At 61.4% G+C, this 23,993-nt stretch carries 23 protein-coding genes and 2 pseudogenes; 13 read left to right on the forward strand and 12 right to left on the reverse strand.

Annotation, left to right across the window (positions count from 1 at the left end):
• Positions 1 to 184: 184 nt before the first annotated feature.
• From CIT31_RS35820 to CIT31_RS33080, 3 genes are all read right to left on the reverse strand, one after another.
• Complete coding sequence (locus tag CIT31_RS35820; protein ID WP_280950424.1) at positions 185 to 310, reverse strand: hypothetical protein; 126 nt, start codon at positions 308 to 310, stop codon at positions 185 to 187.
• A 392-nt stretch (positions 311 to 702) separates the two neighbouring features.
• Positions 703 to 2,043: an ATP-binding response regulator gene (locus CIT31_RS33075; RefSeq protein ID WP_095521994.1), complete on the reverse strand. Its 1,341-nt coding sequence runs from the start codon at positions 2,041 to 2,043 to the stop codon at positions 703 to 705.
• Between the two features lie 10 nt (positions 2,044 to 2,053).
• Positions 2,054 to 3,307: an FIST signal transduction protein gene (locus tag CIT31_RS33080; protein ID WP_101918724.1), complete on the reverse strand. Its 1,254-nt coding sequence runs from the start codon at positions 3,305 to 3,307 to the stop codon at positions 2,054 to 2,056.
• 123 nt (positions 3,308 to 3,430) lie between these two features.
• Between CIT31_RS33080 and CIT31_RS35610 the strand changes: the two are divergent.
• From CIT31_RS35610 to CIT31_RS33105, 5 genes and pseudogenes are all read left to right on the forward strand, one after another.
• A pseudogene (locus CIT31_RS35610) lies at positions 3,431 to 3,696 on the forward strand (hypothetical protein).
• Between the two features lie 252 nt (positions 3,697 to 3,948).
• On the forward strand, positions 3,949 to 4,452 hold the full coding sequence (locus tag CIT31_RS33090) for a (2Fe-2S)-binding protein (RefSeq protein ID WP_095521995.1): 504 nt from the start codon (positions 3,949 to 3,951) through the stop codon (positions 4,450 to 4,452).
• A gap of 116 nt (positions 4,453 to 4,568) precedes the next feature.
• Positions 4,569 to 6,920, forward strand: a complete 2,352-nt coding sequence (locus CIT31_RS33095) for a xanthine dehydrogenase family protein molybdopterin-binding subunit (protein ID WP_095521996.1) — start codon at positions 4,569 to 4,571, stop codon at positions 6,918 to 6,920.
• Positions 6,921 to 7,019: 99 nt separating this feature from the next.
• Complete coding sequence (locus tag CIT31_RS33100) at positions 7,020 to 7,817, forward strand: FAD binding domain-containing protein (RefSeq protein WP_095521997.1); 798 nt, start codon at positions 7,020 to 7,022, stop codon at positions 7,815 to 7,817.
• Between the two features lie 229 nt (positions 7,818 to 8,046).
• Positions 8,047 to 9,069, forward strand: coding sequence for an acyltransferase family protein (locus CIT31_RS33105; RefSeq protein ID WP_095521998.1), 1,023 nt, complete (start codon positions 8,047 to 8,049; stop codon positions 9,067 to 9,069).
• A gap of 10 nt (positions 9,070 to 9,079) precedes the next feature.
• Here CIT31_RS33105 and CIT31_RS33110 read toward each other — a convergent pair whose 3' ends face one another.
• Positions 9,080 to 9,577, reverse strand: a complete 498-nt coding sequence (locus CIT31_RS33110) for a GNAT family N-acetyltransferase (protein WP_095521999.1) — start codon at positions 9,575 to 9,577, stop codon at positions 9,080 to 9,082.
• Complete coding sequence (locus tag CIT31_RS33115; protein WP_095522000.1) at positions 9,574 to 10,392, reverse strand: copper homeostasis protein CutC; 819 nt, start codon at positions 10,390 to 10,392, stop codon at positions 9,574 to 9,576. The genes CIT31_RS33110 and CIT31_RS33115 overlap by 4 nt, the downstream gene beginning before the upstream one ends.
• A gap of 209 nt (positions 10,393 to 10,601) precedes the next feature.
• Here CIT31_RS33115 and CIT31_RS33120 point away from each other — a divergent pair.
• Positions 10,602 to 11,051: pseudogene (locus CIT31_RS33120) on the forward strand (carboxymuconolactone decarboxylase family protein); the annotation flags it as partial.
• A 54-nt stretch (positions 11,052 to 11,105) separates the two neighbouring features.
• Here the strand turns inward: CIT31_RS33120 and CIT31_RS33125 are convergent.
• Positions 11,106 to 12,014 (reverse strand): LysR family transcriptional regulator, encoded by a 909-nt coding sequence (locus tag CIT31_RS33125; protein ID WP_095522001.1) that lies wholly within the window; start codon positions 12,012 to 12,014, stop codon positions 11,106 to 11,108.
• A gap of 130 nt (positions 12,015 to 12,144) precedes the next feature.
• Between CIT31_RS33125 and CIT31_RS33130 the strand changes: the two genes are divergently transcribed.
• The 3 genes from CIT31_RS33130 to CIT31_RS33140 are packed head-to-tail and all read left to right on the forward strand — an operon-like array spanning position 12,145 to position 14,235.
• Complete coding sequence (locus tag CIT31_RS33130) at positions 12,145 to 12,648, forward strand: nuclear transport factor 2 family protein (RefSeq protein WP_095522002.1); 504 nt, start codon at positions 12,145 to 12,147, stop codon at positions 12,646 to 12,648.
• A 52-nt stretch (positions 12,649 to 12,700) separates the two neighbouring features.
• On the forward strand, positions 12,701 to 13,681 hold the full coding sequence (locus CIT31_RS33135; RefSeq protein ID WP_095522003.1) for an alpha/beta hydrolase: 981 nt from the start codon (positions 12,701 to 12,703) through the stop codon (positions 13,679 to 13,681).
• Complete coding sequence (locus tag CIT31_RS33140; protein ID WP_095522004.1) at positions 13,678 to 14,235, forward strand: nuclear transport factor 2 family protein; 558 nt, start codon at positions 13,678 to 13,680, stop codon at positions 14,233 to 14,235. Before CIT31_RS33135 ends, CIT31_RS33140 begins: the two co-directional genes overlap by 4 nt.
• Before the next feature lie 28 nt (positions 14,236 to 14,263).
• Here CIT31_RS33140 and CIT31_RS33145 read toward each other — a convergent pair whose 3' ends face one another.
• A complete protein-coding gene (locus CIT31_RS33145) occupies positions 14,264 to 14,698 on the reverse strand; it encodes a cupin domain-containing protein (RefSeq protein WP_095522005.1) in 435 nt (144 codons plus the stop codon).
• A 20-nt stretch (positions 14,699 to 14,718) separates the two neighbouring features.
• Complete coding sequence (locus CIT31_RS33150) at positions 14,719 to 15,612, reverse strand: AraC family transcriptional regulator (RefSeq protein WP_245316550.1); 894 nt, start codon at positions 15,610 to 15,612, stop codon at positions 14,719 to 14,721.
• Positions 15,613 to 15,697: 85 nt separating this feature from the next.
• Between CIT31_RS33150 and CIT31_RS33155 the strand changes: the two genes are divergently transcribed.
• The gene (locus tag CIT31_RS33155) at positions 15,698 to 16,891 is read left to right on the forward strand and encodes an amidohydrolase (protein ID WP_095522007.1); all 1,194 of its coding nucleotides are present in this window, start codon (positions 15,698 to 15,700) and stop codon (positions 16,889 to 16,891) included.
• Between the two features lie 79 nt (positions 16,892 to 16,970).
• Here the strand turns inward: CIT31_RS33155 and CIT31_RS33160 are convergent, their stop codons facing one another.
• Together CIT31_RS33160 and CIT31_RS33165 are read right to left on the reverse strand one after the other, a co-directional pair.
• Positions 16,971 to 17,414, reverse strand: a complete 444-nt coding sequence (locus tag CIT31_RS33160) for a hypothetical protein (RefSeq protein ID WP_095522008.1) — start codon at positions 17,412 to 17,414, stop codon at positions 16,971 to 16,973.
• A 72-nt stretch (positions 17,415 to 17,486) separates the two neighbouring features.
• A complete protein-coding gene (locus CIT31_RS33165; RefSeq protein WP_095522009.1) occupies positions 17,487 to 17,786 on the reverse strand; it encodes a DUF1236 domain-containing protein in 300 nt (99 codons plus the stop codon).
• A 301-nt stretch (positions 17,787 to 18,087) separates the two neighbouring features.
• Between CIT31_RS33165 and CIT31_RS33170 the strand changes: the two genes are divergently transcribed.
• The 3 genes from CIT31_RS33170 (at position 18,088) to CIT31_RS33180 (ending at position 20,625) form a co-directional block, all read left to right on the forward strand.
• Entirely contained in the window at positions 18,088 to 18,279 is a 192-nt protein-coding gene (locus CIT31_RS33170) for a DUF3606 domain-containing protein (RefSeq protein ID WP_029353282.1), read from the forward strand.
• A gap of 268 nt (positions 18,280 to 18,547) precedes the next feature.
• On the forward strand, positions 18,548 to 19,951 hold the full coding sequence (locus CIT31_RS33175; RefSeq protein WP_095522025.1) for a sensor histidine kinase: 1,404 nt from the start codon (positions 18,548 to 18,550) through the stop codon (positions 19,949 to 19,951).
• Entirely contained in the window at positions 19,951 to 20,625 is a 675-nt protein-coding gene (locus CIT31_RS33180; protein ID WP_029353278.1) for a LuxR C-terminal-related transcriptional regulator, read from the forward strand. The genes CIT31_RS33175 and CIT31_RS33180 overlap by 1 nt, the downstream gene beginning before the upstream one ends.
• A 33-nt stretch (positions 20,626 to 20,658) precedes the next feature.
• Here the strand turns inward: CIT31_RS33180 and CIT31_RS34560 are convergent, their stop codons facing one another.
• On the reverse strand, positions 20,659 to 21,231 hold the full coding sequence (locus tag CIT31_RS34560) for a hypothetical protein (protein WP_165778623.1): 573 nt from the start codon (positions 21,229 to 21,231) through the stop codon (positions 20,659 to 20,661).
• A gap of 788 nt (positions 21,232 to 22,019) precedes the next feature.
• Complete coding sequence (locus tag CIT31_RS33190; RefSeq protein ID WP_095522011.1) at positions 22,020 to 22,769, reverse strand: DUF1236 domain-containing protein; 750 nt, start codon at positions 22,767 to 22,769, stop codon at positions 22,020 to 22,022.
• Positions 22,770 to 23,993: the final 1,224 nt, after the last annotated feature.

Below are 23,993 nucleotides of genomic sequence, written 5' to 3' on the forward strand. Positions count from 1 at the left end.
TATGCCTCCGATTGAACCCCATCGATCTCTCGCGCTACGACCGGCCTAAGATCAAAGACTTTTTCATAATTGGCTATAAGCTCGCCATATATGGCGTTAAACCGATCTCCATTTATTAATTCAAATGGCAAACTAAATCTGCCGAGGCAATGGACAAAATTTTCATCTGTCTGATTCCTAAATTTCATACCCAGTACCAAAAAGCAATTACGGTGACAGTGCACCATTTTTCTTTCGTCGCCTGCCCCGTTTTCTTGGTTTCACGGCTTTGCCGCCGCGCAATCAATGTTGTGACTTGAGTTTTCGCCATTCCAAACGTTCCCTATGGGTTCTCGAAAAAAGAATGTTATACAGAACAAAGCTGTTTTCTTCCGGAAAGTCCTTCCTGATCTGCTGAACTTCCTCCCCCGCACGGAGGCGACGAATTATGTCCAGTGCGCGCATCGCGCGCTTTAGGACCAAAACTCATTGCTGAGGGGGTTAGGGAATTTTGGCTCTAAGCCGCCAGCTCCAGACTCGACCAGTCGGGAAAACTCTTCAAAGTTCTCGTCGGATGCCTGGATCGCCCATTATATTGTCGCCACTCTCACGTAGAGGTCCACATCCAGCAAGCATTTCGCCAGGGCGCCGGCGTTGTCATTGCTTGTTCCATTTTTTGAGATTGGCGCGCACGGTCGTCTGCTGGTCTCTCGTGGAGAGAGATCAAGCCAAGAGATGCGCCAGCAGCGCGCGCAGTTGCGCCGGTTTCAGCGGCTTGCGCATCAGCTCGATGCCGGCGGCGCGGGCGGCTTTCGCAACGGTCTCCGAACCGTCGGCGGTGACGATCAGCGCCGGCACGGCGCGGCCGAGATAATCGCGGACCTCGGCGATGGTCGTGGTGCCGAGATCGCCGCCGTCGAGATGCTGGTCGGCTATGACGATGTCCGGCACCCAGTCCGTATCGCCAAGCATCTCGAGCGCAGCATCGGTCGAGGTGGCGGGGCGCACCAGGCATTGCCAGCGCTCGAGCAGGGACGTCATCGCCTGCAGCACCTCGACGTCGTTCTCGACCAGCAGCACCTTTGTGCCGAACAGCCCGTAGCCGCGCGGCCGCTCCATGTCGCCGGTGCCGGCAATGGCATCGACGCTGGCGCCGACCCCGACCGGAACGTCGATATGGAAAATCGTGCCGTGCCCGACCTTCGACGAAAACGTCACGGGATGGCCGAGTGCGGCTGCGATGCGGCGCACGATGGCCAGTCCCAATCCCAGCCCGCCGCCGGCAAGCCCGGCATCGGTCGGGATCGTGCCGCGGTGGAATTCCTCGAACACCGCCTCGCGCTGGTCGTCGGGGATACCGCAGCCGGTATCGGCGACATCGATACGGATCGTGTCGCCGCGATGCCTGGTGCCGACCAGCACGCCGCCGGAGCGGGTGTAGCGCAGCGCGTTGGAAAGGATGTTCTGCAGGATGCGGCGCAGCAAGGTGCGGTCCGAACGCACGACGGCGTTGACCGGCCGGAATTTTAGCGTCAGGCCCTTCATTTCGGCGACCGGCAGGAAATCCGAACGCAACGACGAAAACAGCATCTCCAGGCTGACGTCGCCGATATCGGGCTGCACGACGCCGGCGTCGAGCTTGGAGATGTCGAGCAGAGTGCGGAGCAGATCCTCCATCGTCTCCAGCGACCGCTCGACCTGCCGGACCAGTTTTTCGCCCTCGTCGCTGGTCTGCACTTCGGCCAGCGCCGAGACGGAGAGATGCGCGGCGTTCAGCGGTTGCAGCACGTCGTGGCTGGCGGCCGCGAGGAACCTGGTCTTGGACAGGTTCGCCAGTTCGGCGTTTTCCTTGGCCGCGCTGAGATCGATGTTGGATTGTTCCAATCTACGCAGTGTCGAGTGCAGTTCCTCGGTGCGCGTACGCACGCGATTCTCGAGCGAAATCGCGGTCTGGAACAGCGAGAACGCGTTGGCCTGCTGGTCCATCGAGCGCTCGACGCGGCTGACAAGGGCTGCGTTGATCTTCTTAAGCTTGTCCAAGTCGTTGATGTTCCTGAGCGGCATTAAAAACCTCCTACTCCGCCGCCTGCCGCTCTCCGAAGGCGATGCCGGTGAACGTCTGGTTCAGATGCATCGACCGGTACTGTTCGCCATAGGTGCCGAAGCCAATGACGTTGTTGACCTTGTAGAGTTCCGAAATGTCCCGAAAGACTTGGCGGTTGAGCGCATCGAGCCTGCGCAGCACGCAGTCGAAAGCGAGGATCATGTCGATGCCGCCAAGCCTTTCCTCGACATCCCTAAAGGCGGCACGCGTCGATTCAACCATGTTCTTGGGTCGGGCGATGGAAAGGACGACGCCATCGTCGATGGCGCAGAAGAACGACAGCGAGCCGTCCGCGTGCATCTTCTGGATCGAGCGGCAGTAAAATTCGCCGCCCACTTTCACCACCACCGGGTGCGAAGCGAAACTCAGTGGCGTCAGCATCTGCGGGATGACGCCGACCGAGGCGGCATATTCCTCGGCGGCATTGGTGGCATTGAATTCGCGCACGGTGCGGTGTTCGGGATCGGACGCGGTCACCACCAGCTTCTCGTCGGTGGGAACGAAATTGTCGGTCTTGAACACGTGGAAAGGAATTTCCGTGGTGATCAGCACGATGATGGCGCAGTCGGAGGCAACCTTGCCGTTCGAGATCAGCCGCGTCGTCTCGAATTTCAGATCATCCCCGGCCGAACCGCCGATCAATGGAATGTCGTCGAGCCCCCAATGGATGGCGGAGGTCACCGCTTCCTCGGCATAGGACAGCCCGTCGATGAAGCAGAGCGCGAAGGTGGTGTTGGTCCGTTCGTACCCGACGCGGCCCTGCAGCGAGCGCCGCAGCGCCCCGACTTCACCGGTGATCCTGTCCATGCCCGACGAAGAGAGACTGTCGACCATGGTGCTTGCGACCGAAAACGATGCTGACGGAAGCAGCAGGGCGAGGATCTGGCCTTCCTCCAGACCGCGCGGCGTGATTTCGCCGGCGGTGGAGCAGCCGGCATAGGCAAGTGCCGGCGCGTTGATCTTCAGCGCGTCCGACAGGGCCGTCGCATCGACAAGGCTCTGAGAGAAAAACAGCAGGGCGAAGCCGGCATCGATCGCTGCGGCTTCGACCGCGACCGCCTTGGTGAACACATTGGCGTCGGGCTCATCCGTGGTGAGCACCGATAGGCCGCATGCATAGCGCGTCCGTGAACTGGCCAGCGGCTTCCTCCTCGATTCCTCCGACGCTCTTTTTGTGCGCGGCTCTTTTTTGTGCTCCTGGCGCGCGCCCGGCGTCGACATCATTGTTGTCTTCAAGTGCTGCTTTGGCAATGAGCCAACACGATGGATTTGAAGTTTCTGCTATTTTGACGGCATCAGCGCTGAGAAACTTCGAATCCAAAACCACACCGGAAGGGAGCGTGATCCATGGAAGCGCAGGTCAGGAAGCTGTTCGAACGGTACGAGCAGCTTTTCCGGAAATCTCTCGCAGGCGATGCCGACATGGACGAAGTCACATCGGTCTATGCCTCCGCCTTCATTGGACGTCGATCTATGCGCGCAAAGGCCAACCGGACGTTACGATAGATTTCGACGTCCACTACCTCGTGCAGAAGCTGGACGGAGAGCCGAAAATATTTGGGTGGGTGTCAGGCGACGAGCAGGAGGTTCTCAAAAAACACGGCGTCGGCTGAATCGGCTTGCCGCGCTAGCCGTCCGTGGCCGCAAGGCGGCATCGCCACAGCGTCGTGGTTTCGCTCCGCCGTTCCGGCCTTTGCGTGACCGAAAGTACAATAGGCGGATTTTCGGGCGAACTGCATTCTCACGACTTCGGGATTGCAAGCTGCTTTTTCCGCACGTTATACGGGAGGGGAAGAGCGGCAGCCGGGAGCACTCACGCGGCATCGGCGACAAGACGACCAAGGTAAATTACCCAGGGAGGTTTCATGTCGGACATATCGTTGACGGTGAACGGAAAGCGGGTCGGTGGCGTCACCGAAGACCGCACGTTGCTGGTTCATTTCTTGCGGGAGAATCTTGGACTCACCGGCACGCATGTCGGTTGCGACACTTCCCAATGCGGCGCCTGTGTGGTCCATGTCGACGGCAAGGCGGTAAAGTCCTGCACAATGCTTGCGGTGCAAGCCTCCGGGTCGACCATCGCAACGATCGAAGGCTTGGCCGACGGAGCCGAGCTGCATCCGGTGCAGGCGGCGTTCAAGGAGCATCACGGGCTGCAGTGCGGTTTCTGCACGCCGGGCATGATCATGACGGCGACCGATATGATCAACCGTCACCCCGAAGGCCTCGAAGAGGCCACGGTGCGGGCCGAGCTCGAAGGCAATATCTGCCGCTGCACCGGCTACCACAACATCGTGAAGGCGATCCTCGCCGCATCGGAGACGATGGCCAAGGGAGCGGCCAAGGGCAAGGCCAGGCAAGCTGCGTGAGGGATGAAGTGAGTAGGGGAATAGGGAGTAGGGAGTAAGCGATTTGGCTCTTAATTCCCTACTGCCCGACTCCCTTACTCCCCTATTCCCCTACTTTTTCGGGAGGAATTTCTGCGATGGGCATTGAAGGTGTTGGCGCTCGGGTAGCGCGCAAGGAAGACAAGCGGTTCATCACCGGCGCCGGCCGCTATGTCGAAGACATGGTGGTTCCCGGCATGAAGCATGCGGCCTTCGTGCGCAGCCCGCACGCGCATGCTGAGATCAAGAAGATCGATGTCAAAAAGGCCCAGGCCATGCCAGGCGTCATCGGTGTGCTGACCGGCAAGGAACTCAAGGCCGACGGCATCGGCAATCTCATCTGCGGCTGGATGATCCATTCCAAGGACGGCTCGCCGATGAAGATGGGGGCGTGGTCGCCGCTGGCCTTCGACAGGGTGCGCTATGTCGGCGACGCGGTGGTCGTCGTGGTTGCCGAAACCAAGGGGCAGGCGCGCGACGCGGCCGAAGCGGTCGACATCACCTACGAAGAACTGAAGGCGGTCGTCGATGCTCCGAAGGCGCTCGAAAGGAGCGCACCACAGATCCACCCGGAAGCCGACGGCAATCTGATTTTCGACTGGGAGCTCGGCGACAGCACAGCGACCAATGCGGCGATCAAGGCCGCTGCCCACGTCACCCGCATGAAGATCGTCAACAACCGGCTGGTGCCCAACGCCATGGAGCCGCGTGCGGCACTAGGCTATTACGACAAGGCCGAGGACCACTACACGTGCTGGACGACCTCGCAGAACCCGCATCTCGCGCGTCTGGTGATGAGCGCCTTCTACAATGTCGCGCCCGAAAACAAGCTGCGCGTCATCGCGCCGGATGTCGGCGGCGGCTTCGGCTCGAAGATCTATATCTATCCGGAAGAAATCATCTGCCTGTGGGCCTCGAAGAAGACCGCCGTGCCGGTCAAATGGGTCGCTGACCGCACCGAGAGCTTTCTTGCCGACGCCCATGGCCGTGACCATGTCTCGACGGTCGAAATGGCTTTCGACAAGGACAACAGGATCACCGCGTTGAAGGTCGACACCATCGCCAACCTCGGCGCCTACATGTCGCTGTTCTCGTCCTGCGTGCCGACCTATCTCTACGCGACGCTGTTGTCGGGCCAGTACGATATTCCGGCGATCCACGCCAATGTGCGCGCCGTCTATACCAACACCGCACCGGTCGACGCATATCGCGGGGCAGGGCGGCCGGAGGCCACCTATCTGCTCGAACGCACCATGGAGACCGCCGCTCGTGAGATGGGCGTGTCGCCGGCGGAGCTTCGCCGAAAGAACTTCATCACATCGTTCCCGCACCAGACGCCGGTCATCATGAACTATGATGCCGGCGATTATGCTGCTTCGCTGGACGCGGCGATGGAGGCTGCCGATTATGCCGGTTTTGCCCAGCGCAAGGCGGCCGCCAGGGCGAATGGCAAGCTGCGCGGCATCGGCATGAGCTGCTATATCGAGGCTTGCGGCCTTGCGCCGTCGGCGGCGGTCGGCAGTCTTGGAGCGGGTGTCGGCCTTTGGGAAAGTGCTGAGGTGCGCGTCAACGCCGCCGGGACGATCGAAGTATTGACCGGCTCGCACAGCCATGGCCAGGGCCATGAGACGACTTTCGCACAACTGGTCAACCAGCGCTTCGGCGTGCCGATCGACAGTGTCTCGATCGTCCATGGCGATACCGACAAGGTGCAGATGGGCATGGGCACCTATGGCTCGCGCTCGGGCGCCGTCGGCATGTCGGCCGTTGCCAAGGCGCTCGACAAGGTCGAGGCCAAGGCCAAGAAGATCGCCGCCCATCTGCTCGAGGCCGACGAGGGCGACATCGTCATAGAAGACGGTGCCTTGAAAGTCACCGGCACCGACAGACAAGTGCCGTGGTTCCAGATGGCGCTCGCTGCCTACACCGCCCATAATCTGCCCGGCGGAATGGAACCCGGGCTGAAGGAGACGTCGTTCTACGATCCGTCGAACTTCACCTTCCCGGCCGGCTGCTACGTCTGCGAGGTCGAGATCGATCCGGAAACCGGCGTCACCGAGATCGTCCAGTTTGTCGCCGCCGACGATTTCGGCAACATCATCAACCCGATGATCGTCGAAGGCCAGGTGCATGGCGGCATCGCGCAAGGCATCGGCCAGGCCTTGCTGGAAGGCACCCGCTACGACGCCAGCGGGCAGCTTTTGACGGCGAGCTATATGGACTACACCATGCCGCGCGCTGACGATCTTCCGTCGTTCGTGGTCTCGACCTCGAACACGCCGTGCCCGGGCAATCCGCTCGGAATCAAGGGTTGCGGTGAGGCCGGCGCCATCGGCTCACCGCCGGCAGTGATCAACGCCATCACCGACGCCATCGGCATCACCGATATCGCCATGCCGGCATCGCCGTCCACGGTCTGGGCAGCGATCCGGGCGACGACGAAACACTGAAAAAGCGGTGAATAGTGAATGATCAATAGGTGAATAGTTAGATTGGCGTCGAGTTCACGAAGCTCTTCCGATTCACCATTCACTTTAGCGGAGAATCCCATGTACTCAGTCAATTATCACCGCGCCGCCTCGGTCGCTGATGCCGTCATGCTGCTCGAGACCGGCGATGCGAAGCTGCTGTCGGGCGGCATGACGCTGATCCCGGCGATGAAGACGCGGCTTGCCGCACCGTCCGATCTCGTCGATCTTTCGCATATCGACGAATTGAAAGGCATTGAGGTCGCGGGCTCCACCATCACCATCCGCGCCGGCACCACGCATTATGACGTCGCCCGCGACGAGAGACTGAAGAACGTCTGTCCGGCTTTGCCCCACATGGCTTCTCTGATCGGCGATCCGGCGGTGCGCTACAAGGGCACGATCGGCGGCTCGATCGCCAATAATGACCCGGCGGCCGATTATCCGGCAGCACTTCTTGCGCTTGACGCCACTATCGTCACCAACAGGCGCGAGATCGCTGCCGACGCGTTCTTCACCGGCCTGTTCGAGACGGCGCTGGAGGAAGGCGAGATCGTCACCGCGGTGACCTTCACCGCGCCGGCCAAGGCGGCCTATGAAAAATTCCGCAATCCGGCATCGCGCTATGCGATCGTCGGTGTGTTCGTGGCCAATGGCGCGGACGGAGTCCGCGTCGCCGTCACCGGGGCCGGCGACAACGGCGTCTTTCGTTCCAAGGAAATCGAGGCGGCACTTGCCACGAATTTCGACGCCGCTGCCCTCAACGGAGTGAAAGTGCCGGCGAATGATTTGATGACTGACATCCATGCCTCGGCCGATTATCGCGCCAATCTGATCGTAGTGATGGCCAAGCGCGCGGTGGCTGCCGCCAACGTCTGAAGATACCGATCGCCGGCTCTTGGGTTTGTCATCTTTGGGGAAGGGGCCTTCGCGGCCCCTTTTTCGTCGCTCTCGGGCATTACGGCCGTACAGGCCAAAGTGTGGCCATCTCGCACTTGCACAGCGCTCTATTGCACTGCAATATGCATGGTGGAATGCGAGCCGGGGCTCGGAGCGCACGGTTACAGCCTGCAGCCCTTTCGCATCATTCAAATGCGAAAGGACCGGCATGACGGATATCTCCGCGGCGCAGCTTGTCGTGTCCCGGTCCGCCGCCGACACGTCGTCGAGAACAAGGCTGGCCTATCTCGACGGATGGCGCGGCCTGTCGATCGCACTGGTGCTGATCGGCCACTTCTTTCCCATTCCCGGAATCAACCTCGGTGTCATGGGCGTCGAGTTCTTCTTCGTGCTCAGCGGCCGGCTCATGGCCGAAATCCTCTTTGTCGAACGCTATCCGCTCAAGGCGTTCTTCAAGCGCCGGTTCTCCCGCATCTATCCGGCGCTGCTGGTTTTCGTCGTCGCTTCGATGGTTGCGTTGTCCGGCACGTTTGTCGCCTTCAAATGGAAGGCGGCGCTGACGGCGCTGACATTCACCTACAATTATGCCGGGATTCTCGTCAGCCGCGCCGGCGCGCTCGACCATATCTGGTCGCTATGCGTCGAAGAACATGCCTATGTCATCCTGGCGCTGATCAGTTTTTTCGTTTCAGGGCGTGCCCGCGTCGTCATGCTGCTCAGCACGCTGTCGGTGCTCGCCATGGCGAACGGCGCGATTTCGTACTGGGTCTTCGCAATGGACTATGAGACCACCTATTGGCGGACGGATGTGCACATCGCCTCGATCCTGCTGTCGGCGGTGATATGCCTGCTCAAGGCCGACGACAGGCTGCCAGCCTTGTTCAAGGGGCCGCATGTCGCCGTCGCGGCGTCCGTCGGGGCGGTTCTTCTGTTCATGGATGCGGTGCCGACGCCGATCCATTATCTGGTCGCGGTGCCGCTGTTGGCGCTCGCCGTCAACTCGCTCGATTTCAGCACACGGTACCTGACCGGATTGTTGTCCTGCTGGCCGATGGCGACGCTGGGACTGTGGTCGTATTCCCTCTACCTGTGGCAGCAGCCGTTCTACAAATTCGTCTATTCACAGGGCAGTGCGCCGCTGCTGATGCTGGCTGGGGCGTTCGCTTGCGCTTTGTGCAGCTATTACATCGTCGAAAAGCCTGCCCGTGGCTGGCTGAACCGCAATTGGTAGGGCTGTCGCCTCAGCCGGTGATCTGCCTGGTATAGTAGCGGACCGCCTTCTTGCCGCCGTGGATCACCGCGTCGCCGACCTCGACAAAGCCAAGCGCGGCGTGAAAGGCGTCTGAAGCCGGATTGGGCGGCTCGGCATTCACCTCGCAAGTGACGATGGTCTGGCCCGCATGCAATACATGGTCGAACAGATCCTCATAGAGCCTGCGGGCATGGCCGCGACCACGCGCTTCTCCTGCAACGACGACACGGTCGACATAGACGAAGCGCGGATAGCGCTCGCGGAACCACAGGAAGTTCGGGCTGTCGTAGCGGGCGTTCTGGTCGAAGGTCATGATGAAGGCTTCGAGCGCACCGATGCGGCGCGCATAAAACGCTTCGCCGAGCAGGAAGGACAGGCGCTCGGGTTCGAGCCACGACAACTCGGCCGCGTGTTCGTTGTTGAGGGCGAGGACGGCGGGCTCGTCCTGCGGCGAGACCTGGTCGATCGGCAGGCGTGCTTGCGTCACGTGTTTCCTTTCTTCGGGATCATGCTCGCCGCCGCAATCGTCGCCGCCACCAGCGCCGCGTCGGTCACGGTGTTGCGGTACTCGCGGTCGAGGTCGGTGCCGCCCATGCCAACCTGGGGATTGCGGTAGCGCATCGCGCTCGGCACGTCCTTGAGCGCGGCGAAATGCATTTCCGTCAGTCCGGTTCTTTCCCGCACCTCGGCGATGTTCCTGGGGTTGAGCCCGCCGCAGCCAAGAATGACGATGCGCTTACCGGCCTGCTGGACGAGGCCCGCCAGCAGGGCCACGCCCTCCAATGCGGTATCGCGCTGGCCGCTTGTCAGCACGCGGCCGACCTTGCTGCGGATCAGCGCTTCCAGCGCTTCGGCCGGATCGCGTGTCATGTCGAAGGCACGGTGGCAGGTGACGTTCAAAGGCCCTGCCGCCTGCACCAATTCGCTCATGCGCTTTTCGTCGATGGTACCGTCGGCATTCAGGCAGCCGACGACGACACCAGCCACGCCAAGTTCGCTCAGCGCACGCACATCGGCGAGCATCGAACGGTACTCGGCTTCACTGTAGAGAAAATCGCCGCCGCGGGGCCGCACGATGACGTGGAATGGGATCGTCGCCAGCTGAAGGGCGGCACGCACTGTGCCAAGACTCGGCGTGATGCCGCCCTCGAAGAGGCTGGCGCAGAGCTCGACCCGGTCGGCGCCGGCCGCTTGCGCGGCGAGCAGGCCATCTATGCCTTCGACGCAGATTTCGATCAGCGGCAGGCGAGGGCGGTCGGTGTCGGTCACAGGGCGATCCGTTGGCGAATTCGAGTTGGTCATGCCCTAGCATCGGGCTCCTTGTAGCGAAAGCCGGAACTATTGGCTCAACGCGACAGGTCGTTGCCGTTTGCATTGCCGCCAATTTCCTGCTTGACACATTCATAACTGCCGAGTTATGGGTGAATCCATAGCTATCTAGTTATTGATTTGGCAGACAGGGCGCCGATCCCGGATAACTGGCATCGGGATCGGCAAAAAAGGAGACCACGATGCAAGCAAGACTGAAAAACCCTGTGCTTCTCATTCCCGGTGCCCTGCAGGCGCTGCTCGCGCTGGACAAGTCGACGGAATCGGCTGACCTGCCCTACGTGACGCGCAAGCTCGTCCATTTGCGCGCAAGCCAGATCAACGGGTGCAGCGTCTGTATCGACATGCATGCGCGTGAATTGAAGAAGGCCGGCGAAAAGGATGAGCGCGTCTTCACCGAGTCCGCCTGGCGGGAGACGCCTTACTTCACCGACGCCGAACGCGCGGCTCTTGCGCTTGCCGAGGCAACAACCCGGCTCTGCGACCGGCCCGACCCGGTGCCCGACGCGATCTGGGACGAGGCCGCCCGGCATTATGACGAGAAGGCGCTTGCCGCCCTGGTGGTCCAGATTGCCCTGATCAACGCCTTCAATCGCCTCAACGCCGCCACTAGGCAGATGGTCGGCACCTGGGGTGAGGCGGACCGGCTCGCCGATATGCGCCGTGGCTCGTTTCGCGGCGGCGCATCAGATCCGCAAATTGTGAGCGTTCGCGCGCACGAAGTCGATGAAGGCCCGCAGCTTGGGCGGGACGAGGCGGCGGCTGGGATAATAGACGTGGAGCGGTTCGTAGGTGGGACAGAAAGGCTCCAGCACCTTGACCAGCGCGCCTGAGGCGAGAAGCGGCGCAGCGAGGCCTTCGACGGCAAAGGCTAGGCCAAGCCCTTGCGCGGCGGCGGTGATGCAGAGCGGAAGTGTGTTCACGACCAGACGTGCATCGGGCGTGAACTCGACTTGGCGTCTGTCCACGACGAACTCCCAGGGCGAGATGGCGCGGGTGCGGGTGAAGGCGAAGGCGATGCAGCGGTGGGCGGCGAGGTCGGCGGGCCGCTTCGGCGTACCGTTACGCGCCAGATAGTCCGGGCTCCCCAACACGACGGTCTGCAGCGGCTCGCCCAGACGCGCGCCGATCATATCCTTCTCGAGAAGCTCGCCGATCCGCAGACCGGCATCGAAGCCATGAGCGGCGATATCGACGAGATTGTCGTCGAAGATCAGGCTAAGCCGCACTTCCGGGTAAGCGTCCATGAACGGCCCCATCAGCGGCTCGATCAGCAGTGGTGCGGCGATCCATGGCAGGCTCAGGCGCAGTGTGCCGGCGGGGCGATCGCGGGTCTCGCGCAGCGCCGCGCCAGCCGCCCGGATCTCTTCGGCCGCTGGGCGCACGTGGTCGAGGTAGTGGGCGCCGGCTTCGGTCAGGCCAACGCTGCGGGTCGTGCGGTTGAGAAGCCGCACCCCAAGACGCTCCTCGAGCCCCTTGACCGCCTCACTCAAAGAGGCCGGAGCGACGCCGAGTTCGGAGGCGGCGCGGGTGAAGCTCCTGACCTCCGCAACCTTCACGAAGGCGACGATGCCGCTGAACTGGTCGAGGCGCATTATGAGGTTATTCCAAATAGCCTTGTCGAACTATACGGGTTTTTCCGGCGAAGAAAAAGCCTCATGCTGGGTTTAGCCTCGCCGTTGCGACGGCTCGAAAGGCAACTCGAAAGGCAAGGAGACAGGATCGATGACTAGGCTCGCTTCGCTTGCCGCCGGCGCTCTCCTGGCGGTGTCTGCCGCTTCCGCGAACGGCGGTCCGCAGGAAGACCGCAACATCCAGCTGATCAAGGACTATTACGCAGCTTATGCGACCGGGAACCCGGAGGCCGTCCGGCCCTTCCTCGCGCCAGACATCGTCTGGCGCATTCCGGGCCATCATCCGCTGGCCGGCGACAAGCGCGGGCCGCAGGAAGTGGTCGCCTTCTTCCGTGGCCTGGCCGATGGCAAATTCAGGGCCGAGCCGATCTTCTTCCAGGCGCAGGGCGACCTCGTCGTCGACATCCATCGCGGCTGGTCGAACGTCGGCTTAGGTCCCGAGATCGACCAGCTCTACGCCCTGATGTTTCGCATCAAGGACGGAAAGATCGCCGAGGCGCAGAATTTTTTGACCGACATGTACCAGTCGGACGCCTTCTACTGGACGCACTACCCGCTGAAGCCACTGCCCGGCCGACTGGCGGATGACCGCTAGACGGCGGCTTTCCTCAACCTGCCGCTCCCGCGCCAAGCAAAGGAGATTTGCGATGCTGAAAACCCTGATATTAGCCGCAGCAACCGCCGTCGCGCTCGGCTCCAGCGCCTTCGCCGCACCGCGGGTCGAGCGCGTCACTTTCACTTCGCACGGTGAGCAGATCGTCGGCGACCTTTATCTTCCCGAGGATCTGGACCCGGCGAGGCCTCGGCCCGCGCTGGTCGTGACCGGCGCCTGGATGACGGTAAAGGAACAGATGCCGGCCCGCTACGCCCGCGAGATGGCCGACCGCGGATTCGCAGCCTTGACCTTCGACTTTCGCGGTTGGGGCGAGAGCGGCGGCGCCCGGCGCCAACATGAGGATCCCGGCGCCAAGATCGCCGACATCGAAGCGGCGGTCGCCTATCTCGCGACCCGGCCCGAGATCGGCAAGGATCGCATCGGCGGGCTCGGCATTTGCGCCAGCTCCGGCTACATGGTCACTGCCGCCGCTGAAGGTGCCGCGATCAAGTCGATCGCCTTGGTCGCCCCCTGGCTGCACGATGCCGAGGTGGTCGAGCAGACCTATGGCGGCAAGGAAGGCGTCGCCAGGCTTGAAGCCGCGGGCGATGCGGCCGAGGCTGCGTATCGCCGCACTGGCAAGCAGGCCTTGCTGCCCGCCGCCAGCCCGACCGACGAGCGTGCGATCATGTTCAAGGTGCCTTACTACACCGAGGCCGACCGCGGGATGATCCCGGCCTGGCGCAACGAGGCCGATCCGGCCTTCTGGCGCGGCTGGCTGACATTCGATGCGATCCAGGCTGCTCGGCACCTGCATCAGCCCTTTCTGATGGTGCACAGCGAGGCGGCTGCCATCCCACAGGGTGCGCACAAATTTTACGCGCGGCTGACCGGGCAGAAGCAGGAACTGTGGCTCGACAACGTCGCCCAGTTCGATTTCTACGACCGCACTGCGCCGGTGAAGGCCGCGAGCGACGCCGTTGCCGCGCACTTCAGCGCCACACTAGGCGATGCAGGGGAGGCGGGACAATGAGCCCCGTTACTCGCCGGCAGGTCGTGGCCTCGGCAGTCTTCGCCCCGACGCTTGCAGCTACCTCCTTGCCGGCCTTGAGCAAGCAGTCCACAGCTGCGCTGACAATCGAAGACAAGACCGCCATCGCCGAGGCAGTGGCGGGGATCGGCCTCTATGCCGATTTGCGCGAATGGAACCGGGTCAGATCCTATTTCGCGGCCCGCGTCACGACCGATTATACCAGCCTTTTCGGTGGCGAGGTTGCGACCAGCGACCGCGACGCGCTGATTGCTCAGTGGCAAGGCCTTCTGCCGGGCTTCGACGCCACCCAGCACCTCATCACCAACATCGTTGTCGAAGGCGCGGGCAACGATGCGGTTGCGCGCAGCCACGTCCGCGCCACCCACTGGTTCGACACCCGGCTCTGGACAGTCGGCGCCAGCTATCTACACCGGCTGGTGCGGACGCCCGAAGGCTGGCGCGTCAGCGCCATCGCTATCCGCCGCCTGTACGAGGAGGGCGACCGCGCCGTGCTGTCTGCCGCCGCTGATCGGGTGAACGCGGCGGCGAAGTGAGCAGCCGGCTGGGAGCCACTGTTGCCAGCTACTGGCGCAACACCGTGTTCTTGGTGCCTTCTTCGACCTGGTCGATGACCAGCAGCTTGACTGGATCGGCGCCGACATTGGTGGCCTGATGCCACTGCCCGATCATTTCGATGATGAAATCGCCTGACTTGTACGTGGTGCTCTTGCCGGTCTCGACATTGGTGACCTGGAGCGTTCCACCCTCAACATAGGCATAGCGGGGAAACGGGTGCTTGTGGACCGGCAACGTCGCGCCCGGCGCGATCTCATAGGACGAAACCAGGACCTGCACGTTTTTCTGAGGCAGCGTGATCGGCTGGCCGGACGCCGTCTCGGTGCGCGAGGCAAGCGGGGTCACGACAACCGGGGTCTCGCTGGCGTCCAGCGCGTGCGCGGCGGTTGCGGACAGGGCTGCCGCGAGCAGCAGCGTCGTCGATATCAGAATTTTTCGCATGATTCCCCCCAAGCCCAACTTCACCATCGCGCAGCAAATTTCCGCGCGCAAGCGCCTCCTTTCAGGAGCACCCAGCCGCCTCTCCTGAACATGCCAGGCGTCATGCCGCGCGTCGCCCGGAACGTGCGTGAAAAATGGCTCTGGTCGGCGAAACCTGCCGCGATGGCGGCATCAGCGAGGCCGAGCCCCTGTTCTATCAAGGTGCTGGCACGACGCAACCTCCGGTCGCGGATATACGCCGCGGGCGTCACGCCAATCGCCTTCTTGAAATCCCGGATGACCTGGAACCGAGTGACACACGCGGCGTCGGCAAGCCGCTGTAGGTCGAGGTGCGAGCCAAGTTCGCGTTCAGTAACCTCCTCGTAGATCGAGAACCTTTGTCGCGATCCCGAACTTTCGACCTCTTCGGTTCGCCCGCCCCAATCGCCATGCCGAACGATGAGATGCCTCAAGGCGACGAGCAGCGACGCCTCAGCCTGCGTTGAGTCCTGGGACGTCGAGCCCTTATGCGCCGCCGCCAACGCTGCGGCGAGGTTGCCGTCTTCGATGATCGCGCGTGAAAAAACCGGAGCGTCAGCCCCGCCCAACTCGCGGGCGACGGCCGTCAGCAGCGGCACCGAGGGATAAAACGTCCGGTAGGCCCAGCCTTCATCGGCACCTTGTTCGCCATCATGCCACTCCTCGGGATTGACGACGGCAATTGCGCCTGCCGGAGCGAGAACGCTGTGGCGCCCGATGCGAATACGTTCGCAGCCAGAAGTAATCAGTGCGATCACATAGGTTGGGTGCGTGTGCAGCTCATAACGGTGCTGCGTGAAGCGCGCTTTGAACAGGCCAAGGTCCGGGAAGCAGGGATGGCGCCAGTAGTTCCCGATCTCTGTCGCGTCCACGTATTTCGTCTCCGCTGCGGTCAATCTGGTTCAAGACGCCTCTTGCGCGACCTTCTAATCGTGATCCCGGATCTAACCATGACCGCCTTTGCCGGCGTGGAAGGAGCACATGCTACATAATGACCCCATCGCCGCTCTGACACCAGAGGTCATAGCCTGGCGCCACCATATCCATTCCAATCCCGAACTCGGATTCGATGAGAACGAAACGGCACGTTTCATTGCCGAGAAACTGCGCGCCTTCGGCTTCGATGAGGTGCATGAGGGGATCGGCGGAACCGGGGTTGTCGGCGTCCTGCGCAACGGCGCGGGCACGCGCGCCATCGGTCTCCGCGCCGAGCTGGACGCGCTTCCGGTCGTCGAGAGGACCGGCTTGCCCTATGCCTCCAGGAATGAGGGCGCGATGCACGCCTGCGGCCATGACGGCCACACAGCCATGTTGCTCGGCGCCGCCAGGCTGCTCAGCCAATCCCGCGCCTTCGACGGCATAGTCTACTTCATCTTCCAGCCAGCCGAAGAAAATGAAGGCGGCAGCTTGCGCATGATCGAAGACGGCCTGTTTAGGCGTTTTCCAGTCGAGGCGATGTATGCCGTCCACAACTGGCCGGGCGTCAGACTGGGGACCATCGCCGCTCGCGTTGGAGCGCAGATGGCCGCCGTCGACAATTTCGAGGTGACCTTCGAGGGTCTTGGCGCACATGCCGCCATGCCGCAGCTCGGCGACGACCCGATCCTGGCCGCGGGCGCCTTCGTCCAGGCCGTCCAGCGCATTGTCAGCCGCTCGGTTGATCCGCAAAGCGCGCTGGTCGTCAGCCTCACCCAAATCCAAGGCGGCAATGTCGGCAACATCGTGCCTGGGAAGGTCTGGCTGCAAGGCACCTGCCGGTTTTTCGAGCCCGGTCATTCCGATCATTGCGAGAAGCTGATCGGCGAGATCGCTGGGGGCATTGCCGCAGCCCATGCGCTCAAAGCCACGCTCGACTACCACAAGGGCTATCCGCCGCTCATCAACACGGCCGACGCGACGGCGCGCGCCATCGCGGCAGCCGCCGCCACCGTCGGCAGCGAGAACGTTTCGACCGAGTTCAGCCCGAGCCTCGGCTGCGAAGATTTCGCCTTCATGATCCGTGAGGCAGGCGGCTGCTACGCGTGGGTCGGCGTCGGCGATGTCGGGCCCGGCGAGGGCCTGCACGGCGACCGCTACGTCTTCAACGACGAGATCGTGCCGACCGTGCTGCGCTACTACGTCAATCTGGTCGAGCAGACGTTTCCCGCCTCCCTGAACCGTCAGAGGGAAAACTGACGGCTCAGCGAGAAATTCCGATCTGAATGCGCTTCGTGGGCGATGGAAATAATCATGTGCGACACCAAGCCGACGCGTCTCACCCGACTGTGGCCACGAGTTGCGTTACCCGAACGGGATTTTCTAGCGCTGCCTGCGCGGTATCGGCCTGTTTTTCATCGACCTGCGCCATCACAAAGATGACGCCTTGTTCAACGTTCGGCTCAGCCGGCTTTTTGGCAACATCGGCAGATGCCTGGAGAAGCCCACCAGCAAAGCCGCCGCAGGCCCCACCGACGAGGACCATGCCAGCCACGGCTCCGACAGGATCAATGCCGATGGCTCCAAAAGCACCCAGGCCGATTAACAGACCAGCGGCCGCGCCAAATGCGACACCGCCCGGACCGCGCAGGACAGCGCTGATTTCGTCGTCGTATGGTCCGATGACGCTGATCTGTTCGTGAGAAACTCCTGCCGCCTGAAGCGCGGCAACTGCACGCGCTGCCTGGTCGCGGGAATCGAAAAGTCTGCTGATTGTTCGCATTTGACACAGCCCATAGCATAGTCGCCCGCCGCTCATTCGAAGCGGCGGGCGTCTCCTACCCTCGCGTTCAGGTCACTGAATGATCTTGACGATCTTACGTGTGCCGGGATCAACGACAACGGTCCGGTTGTCGACGACGACATAGCGGTATTCGGTGTCGGGAACTTCGTGAAGCTCGACCGTCTTGGGCAGCGTTGAACCAATATTGAGTTCCACCCCAGGGAGTTCCACGGATGCGAGCGGCTGCTTTTTCACATATTCCCTGATGACTGTCTCCTGCTCAGGCGCGATGATCACGTCCTGAGCGGCAGCGGCGCCGATACCTGCCAATAGCAGAAATCCTGCGGCTGCAATGGGAAGACGCATCTGCATAGTTGCCTCCTTCTGTGAGCTCTCTTGGCGTCCATCTTCGCGCTAGGCTCACTCAAACATGAGACCGCTGCAAACGTTCCTTGGCTAGCCTTCGGTCCGATCCGAGAAGCCTTGCCGTTGGACTTAAGTCTGACCTGCCGCGCGCAATGGGTCCGGCTATCGAGCCGCCCGGAACCGCGACCGCTCGCACTCGTTCGCCGCAAGTTCACAGGAGGAGCTCATGGAGAGGAGTGTCCACCACCCTCCAGCCTGTTTCCAACCGACATTCAGCCCCGTGTTAGGCTTCGCCAGGAGAAAGGAAATGGCCGACAACAAGTGCAATCGAGACTTCCTCGACCACGACCGCCTGTCAGTCGACGAGTACTACGAGGTGGAACATTTCGCGCGAGAAAATGGCGTGTCGCCCAGCCAGGTCAGTAAGCTGATCAAAAAGAACGGTAACGATCGAATGACCCTTACTCAAGCGGTGAGAGAATTGCGCGACCGGAAGTGAAAAATACGCCGCATCTTGTGCCTGGGGGAGATCGAAAGCGTTGGCGTTGCCGCGTCACGACTTGCCGCCTCGCTCGACGAGACCGTGGCGCTTACGCAAAAAAACCGCTGGCTGCGGTTTCCGTCCCGTCTAAAAGCCCTAAGTTCCCTTGCGATTGATCGGTTGCAGATCAAAGATGGCGTCGCTAAGCGTCGTTCGACAACAGATTGGCCGGTTCTCTCGAATCGTGCCGCTGGGGCGACGCGCCGCCTACCAGGCCGTTGGGGACATGGCGCGATACAGAGCGACAAGACTGATCGATCGATGGAATGCACTGTCGCTGGCCACCCAGTTTCTGCTCGCCGGCGGGCTGGTCTCGCTGTCGGCGATGATCGTGGTGGGAATTTCAGTGACAAGCCAGATAGAAGCAGCGGTCACCCGGAACTCGGCTTCTGCGACCGCTCTTTACGTCGACAGCGTTATCGCGCCGCTGCTCCCCGACATGCGCAGGAGCGAGGTGCTGGAGGAGAGCGTTGCCCACGCGCTGGATGAGACGCTGGGGCAAGGCGCACTCGGCACAAGGCTCGAATCCTTCAAGCTCTGGCGCCGCGACGGCACCATCCTCTATTCAACCAATAAAAATTTGGTCGGGAAGCGCCTTCCACTCAGCGACAATCTCCGGGCCGCATTCGCAGGCGACATAGTTGCTGAATTGGACAGGCACTATGATAACCAGGCTGAGAGGGACAGCGGCTTGCATCTTCTTGAAATCTATAATCCGATGCTTCAGCCGTGGTCGGGCGAAGTCGTAGCTGTTTTGGAATTCGACGAGATCGCCACCGATTTTGAAAAGGACCTCCGGCAGGCACTCGTTCGGACCTGGTTCGATGTCGCTGCCGTTACCGCACTTTTTTTCCTTGGGCTTTCGGCGATCGTTTTTCGTGGCAGCCGCACGATTCGTTCCCAGAGCCACTCCTTGAAGCGGCGCATTGCCGAACTTTCCGATCTGGTTGCTCAAAACAGAATGTTGAGATTGCGGGTGCAGCGTGCTTCGCAGCGCGCCACGGCACTCAACGAACGTTACCTCAGGCGGATCGGCGCGGACCTGCACGACGGGCCGGCGCAACTGGTTGCCCTCGCTGCGCTAGGGATTGACAGCCCCGTGCTAGCCGATCCTGCCACGCCGGCTGCGGCGCGCGCACGCGAATTGCAGGTGGTCAAAGCGAATTTGGACGATGCGATGCGAGAAATCAGGAATGTCAGCAAGGGCCTCATGCTGCCGCATGTCGAGAATGCCGAGTTGACGGAAATCCTCGAGCTTGCCGTGCGAGCGCACGAAGAGCGAACCGGCGTCAAAGTGATGCTGTCCATGACCGGGGGGCACGCACCCTTGTCACCAGCGGCCAAAATCTGCATCTTTCGCTTCATTCAGGAGGCGCTGAACAACGGCTTCCGCCACGCCGGGGGTGCCGGTCAATCGGTCGCGAAACATTTCGACGGGGAGCGCGTTTCTATCGAGGTTTCCGACACCGGCCCAGGTTTCGACCCGAAGATCATCCACCCTGAAAGGCTGGGGCTCATCGGGCTGCGTGAGCGGGTAGAAAGCCTCGGCGGCCAATTTGGTGTAACATCTTCACAGAATGGCACGGTGGTGAAAATGGTTCTCAACATAGCTGAAATAGGACAGGCGTGATGGCAGCCGCCATAAAGCTCGCCATCATCGACGACCATCCGCTGTTCAGGGAGGGCGTCGTGCGCACTCTCGAGCAGATCGGCGGGTTCGAGATCGTTGCCCAAGGCAGCAGTAGAGACGATGCCTTGCGGATATCGGAAGACCAGCAGCTCGATATTCTCCTGATGGACATCTCGGTACCTGGAGGGGGCCTCAGTGCGATCGAACCGGCTCTGGAGCGGCATCCGGATCTGAAAATCGTGATGCTGACCGTTTCGGAGGAAAACCAGCATGTCATGACCGCCTTGCAGAGCGGGGCAAGAGGCTATGTCCTGAAGGGGGTCGGGTCGAGAACCCTGGCCGCCGTACTGCGCACGGTGGCTATGGGCGAACGGTACGTTTGCCCGCAATTGTCGGCGCGCGTGCTGGTCGACTTGTCTACCCAGTCAACCGCGACCGCGAAACCCGACGTGCTGGCCGAACTCACCAGCCGCGAAAGAGAGATCCTGACGCTCGTTGCCGCGGGATTGAGCAACAAGCGGATCGGTCTTCAGCTGAACCTGCACGAGAAAACCATAAAGCATCACATGACGCGAATTCTCGCCAAGCTCAATGTGAGCAACCGGACCGAAGCCGCGATGACACTGCGCGACGCGACCGAGCATCAGCATCCGCCTGCCCGCCATCCTGCGTGAAGCACGGTAGCCTTGCGGCCTGTGAACTCGCCATCACTCGATCATGCCGAGCAGTCTTGCCCGATCGGAGTTCGTTGCCTGCCGCCGAATGATGGTGCGGCCCATCGCATCCCGCATTTCATAATGGCCACCGTCGATGCGCTCGCTGAGCCCATTGGAATGCACTACACCCACACTTGGCCCGCGCACTTCGATCCGGTCTCCAGTGGTCGCGTTGACATATACTTTTGGCTTGTTGGCGGGGTTTACCGCGGCAACTGGATTTGCAGGGGGATTGCCTTTTGACGATTTTGATTTGCCCTTGCCCGCGTTGGCATTGGAGTTCGAGCTCCCGGGAGTTCCAGCGTTCCCGGATTTTCCAGCGTTCCCAGAGTTCCCGGAGTTCCCAGAGTTTCCAGAGTTCCCAGAGTTCCCAGCGTTGCCAGAGTTCCCTTGTGCCTGGGCGGCCTGCGGGCTAAGCGTCAGGGACAGGCCGTCCTGTGCCACACGGTAGGGGATCACGACGAGAATCAAGGTCGATGCGGTGAGGCAGATGGCGACGCGAAGCCTTCGAAGAGATTTGAGCCTGCGCTGCGATTGAGAGCACGCAGGCCGCACATTCATCATGGCGAGAACTCTTGCCTCACGAAGCCTCAGGCGTTGCGGCCGTATCGCGTCTGTGGTCAATGAATTTGCCAATAGCACGCTAGAATATCCTCTGACCGTCACGGTCTGCGTGGCATTTCCACCTGTTTCGAATTCGCCCGAGCCAATCCTCTGTACTCTGCACCATCTATCACGCTTTCGCCATCATCAGGCGGTGTCAAGACCCACCAGTCTCACGGGGAGAAACCGGTGGGTCTCGCTAGCGCAGGAAGGGACTCATTACTGCGCAAGTGTGTTGCCTTCATTGATCGGGCCCATCAGCCGATAATAAGCCCGACGGCCGCGACCCCGAACACCAAGCCAAATACCGGAAAAAGCAGCCAGCGTGCTTGGTGAATGCTGGGCTCCATTGCAGCCTCCTGTCACGGGTTAGCATCGCAACGACGCCTGCAGGAGCTCGGTTCCTGAAAACTCTCCCATCTCAGGCTTTTGCGATAGCGGTCCCGGACCAAAGCACTGCCTGTGCCAGCCCATAGTCTACCAGCGGACAGACTGAAGCCCTATCTCAGGCCTTTTCGACAAGGCCCTATCTCAGACCTTTTCGACAAGAAGGGCGCCGTCGAGGGTGATCCATGAGGTTACGGCTGGGCCGGTCCTCCACCGCAAAAGCCAGCCAGCTGGAACGGCGGGTGTACTGGGACGTAAATAGCCGCCGTTCGAGAAATGGAGACTCCTCTCCAACTTCAACCGATGCATGTTGAAGGGGACCGCCGTGGGGCCGCGGACCCCTCCTTTACGCCGAACAGGGGTTAGGTCAGAATAAGGACGATCTTAAGCGTACCCGGGTCGACGATCACGATTCGGCCATCGGCCAATACGAAATACTCATAGGATTCGTAAGCCGGGACGATCTCGACGATTCGCGGCGGCAGACGACGCAGCTTAACCGTCTGCCGCGGAACCTCGACACCCACTGAGATATCAAAATCAACGCTGGCGACCGGTTCGACCCTCTCCTGCTTGAGGATTTGGGTGATTTCCGTTTTCTGTTCAACGGTCACATTGCTGATCGCGCCGGTCGAAGTCTCATCCTGAGTAGAGGTCGTGCCCTGAGTCTGCTGCTCGGTGGTGGCACCGGCCTCGCCCTGGGTCTGCTGCTCGGTCTGGACCTTGGCCTTGTCCTGCGCCTGTTGGTCGGTTGTGGCACCGGCCTCGCCCTGGGTCTGCTGCTCGGTCTGGCCCTTGGCCTTGTCCTGCGCCTGTTGGTCGGTTGTGGCGCCAGCCTCGCCTTGGGTCTGCTGCTCGGTGGTTGCGCCGGCTTTGCCCTGGGCTTGCTCATCGGTCTGCATCTTCGCCTTGCCTTGAGCTTGCTCCTCGGTGGTGGCGCCGGCCTTACCTTGGGACTGTTCGCCCATCGCACCTTCCGGGCAACCGGCCGAGCCGGCCGGGCAATTGGTGTCGGCGCCCGACTGGGTTTGCGCCGGCTGCTGTTCCTGAGCGAGCGCTGCTCCACAGCCAACGCCGATGGCCAGCATACTGGTGATCAGAACTTTTTTCACGAGACGTCTCCTTCGAAAAGTCTGTCCCTTCACGGGGAAAACCACCTCTCGAAAGTTTTGTTCCAGGCGAATTGACCGGGCGGAAGCGATCGGAGCCTGTTGGAACAAACAGTCCGCCTTCATGCGCGCTGAGCCATGGTGGGCGCGCCGAATAGGGTCCGTGTCTTTGTTCCAGCAGCAGAGGTGCGGATTCCCTTATTCGGCCGACGCCAGGTCCTGGTAGGGGGGCGGAGATTGAAAAAATCCGCGCTCGCTGCCGGACGAATCTCTTCCAACCGCCGGTTGGTAGACGCCGGGCAGCCGGCACGCGTATGATTTTTTTCGGTCCGCGCGCACCGGGCACATCCCAGCCCCCCGAGCCGTGCTTGGTGACCGCTTGATCGCCCCGTCGCACCTGCAGGTACGGCGGGCTTTTTTGTCGGTGCTGGAACTTTGTTGCATTCAGCACAGCATGTTCTTACGCAGACAATGCAAATGGCCAGCGCTCCATTCCACGACGCAGCCCTGGGAGTCAGACACCGTGGAAGAACCTATTTGGGAAACCAACAAAATCCATGCGGCGCGCGTTCGGCAGACCGCCGAACGCGGAAGGGCGCTCGTTGAGGACCTTCGCTACACACTGGCCCTGTCACAACGCTTGGTGCGGGCGTCGCGTGCGCTGCTGAAGCGGTCCAAGGACCAGGGCGTTGCTACCGAGCCTTGAAACCGAAAGCAGCCGAAATGGTCGGACCGGACCATCTTGCCGTAAAAACTGCCGAAAGCTAAATCTATACATTAGCAAGTTGGGACAGAGTTGAAGCAGAAGACTTGTTCGCGAAATGGACAAGAACACTGGCCGCAGTCTCCCTGAATGGCTTCAGAGGCATCTGCCCCGATGATCCGCTGATCGCATGGGATATCGCTACCAAGATTTCGAAAGAGACTCTGGGGAAAATGGGCTTGGCCGCAGCGTTATCAGGAAGGGCGATCGAAACGAGAATTTGAACGAGAAACAAGACGAAGCTGACGACGTCGTCGGCGAGCCATACCCGGTCGCCTTGCTCCTGGTTCTTTTTATACTCTCGATGGTGGGCGGGGCAGTGTACGCGGTCCTTCGTCGGGAGGAGTTTCTATAGCGGCGAACACAAACCTGCGGTTTTTCCTTAGAGCGGGATGAGATTTGTAAGAGTCGTGGGATTCCCAAATCATCGCAGTTCTGATTCAACATTCATGCTGGGAGGAGGC

The sequence above is a fragment of the Mesorhizobium wenxiniae genome (assembly GCF_002284535.1).
Taxonomy (GTDB): Bacteria; Pseudomonadota; Alphaproteobacteria; order Rhizobiales; family Rhizobiaceae; genus Mesorhizobium; species Mesorhizobium wenxiniae.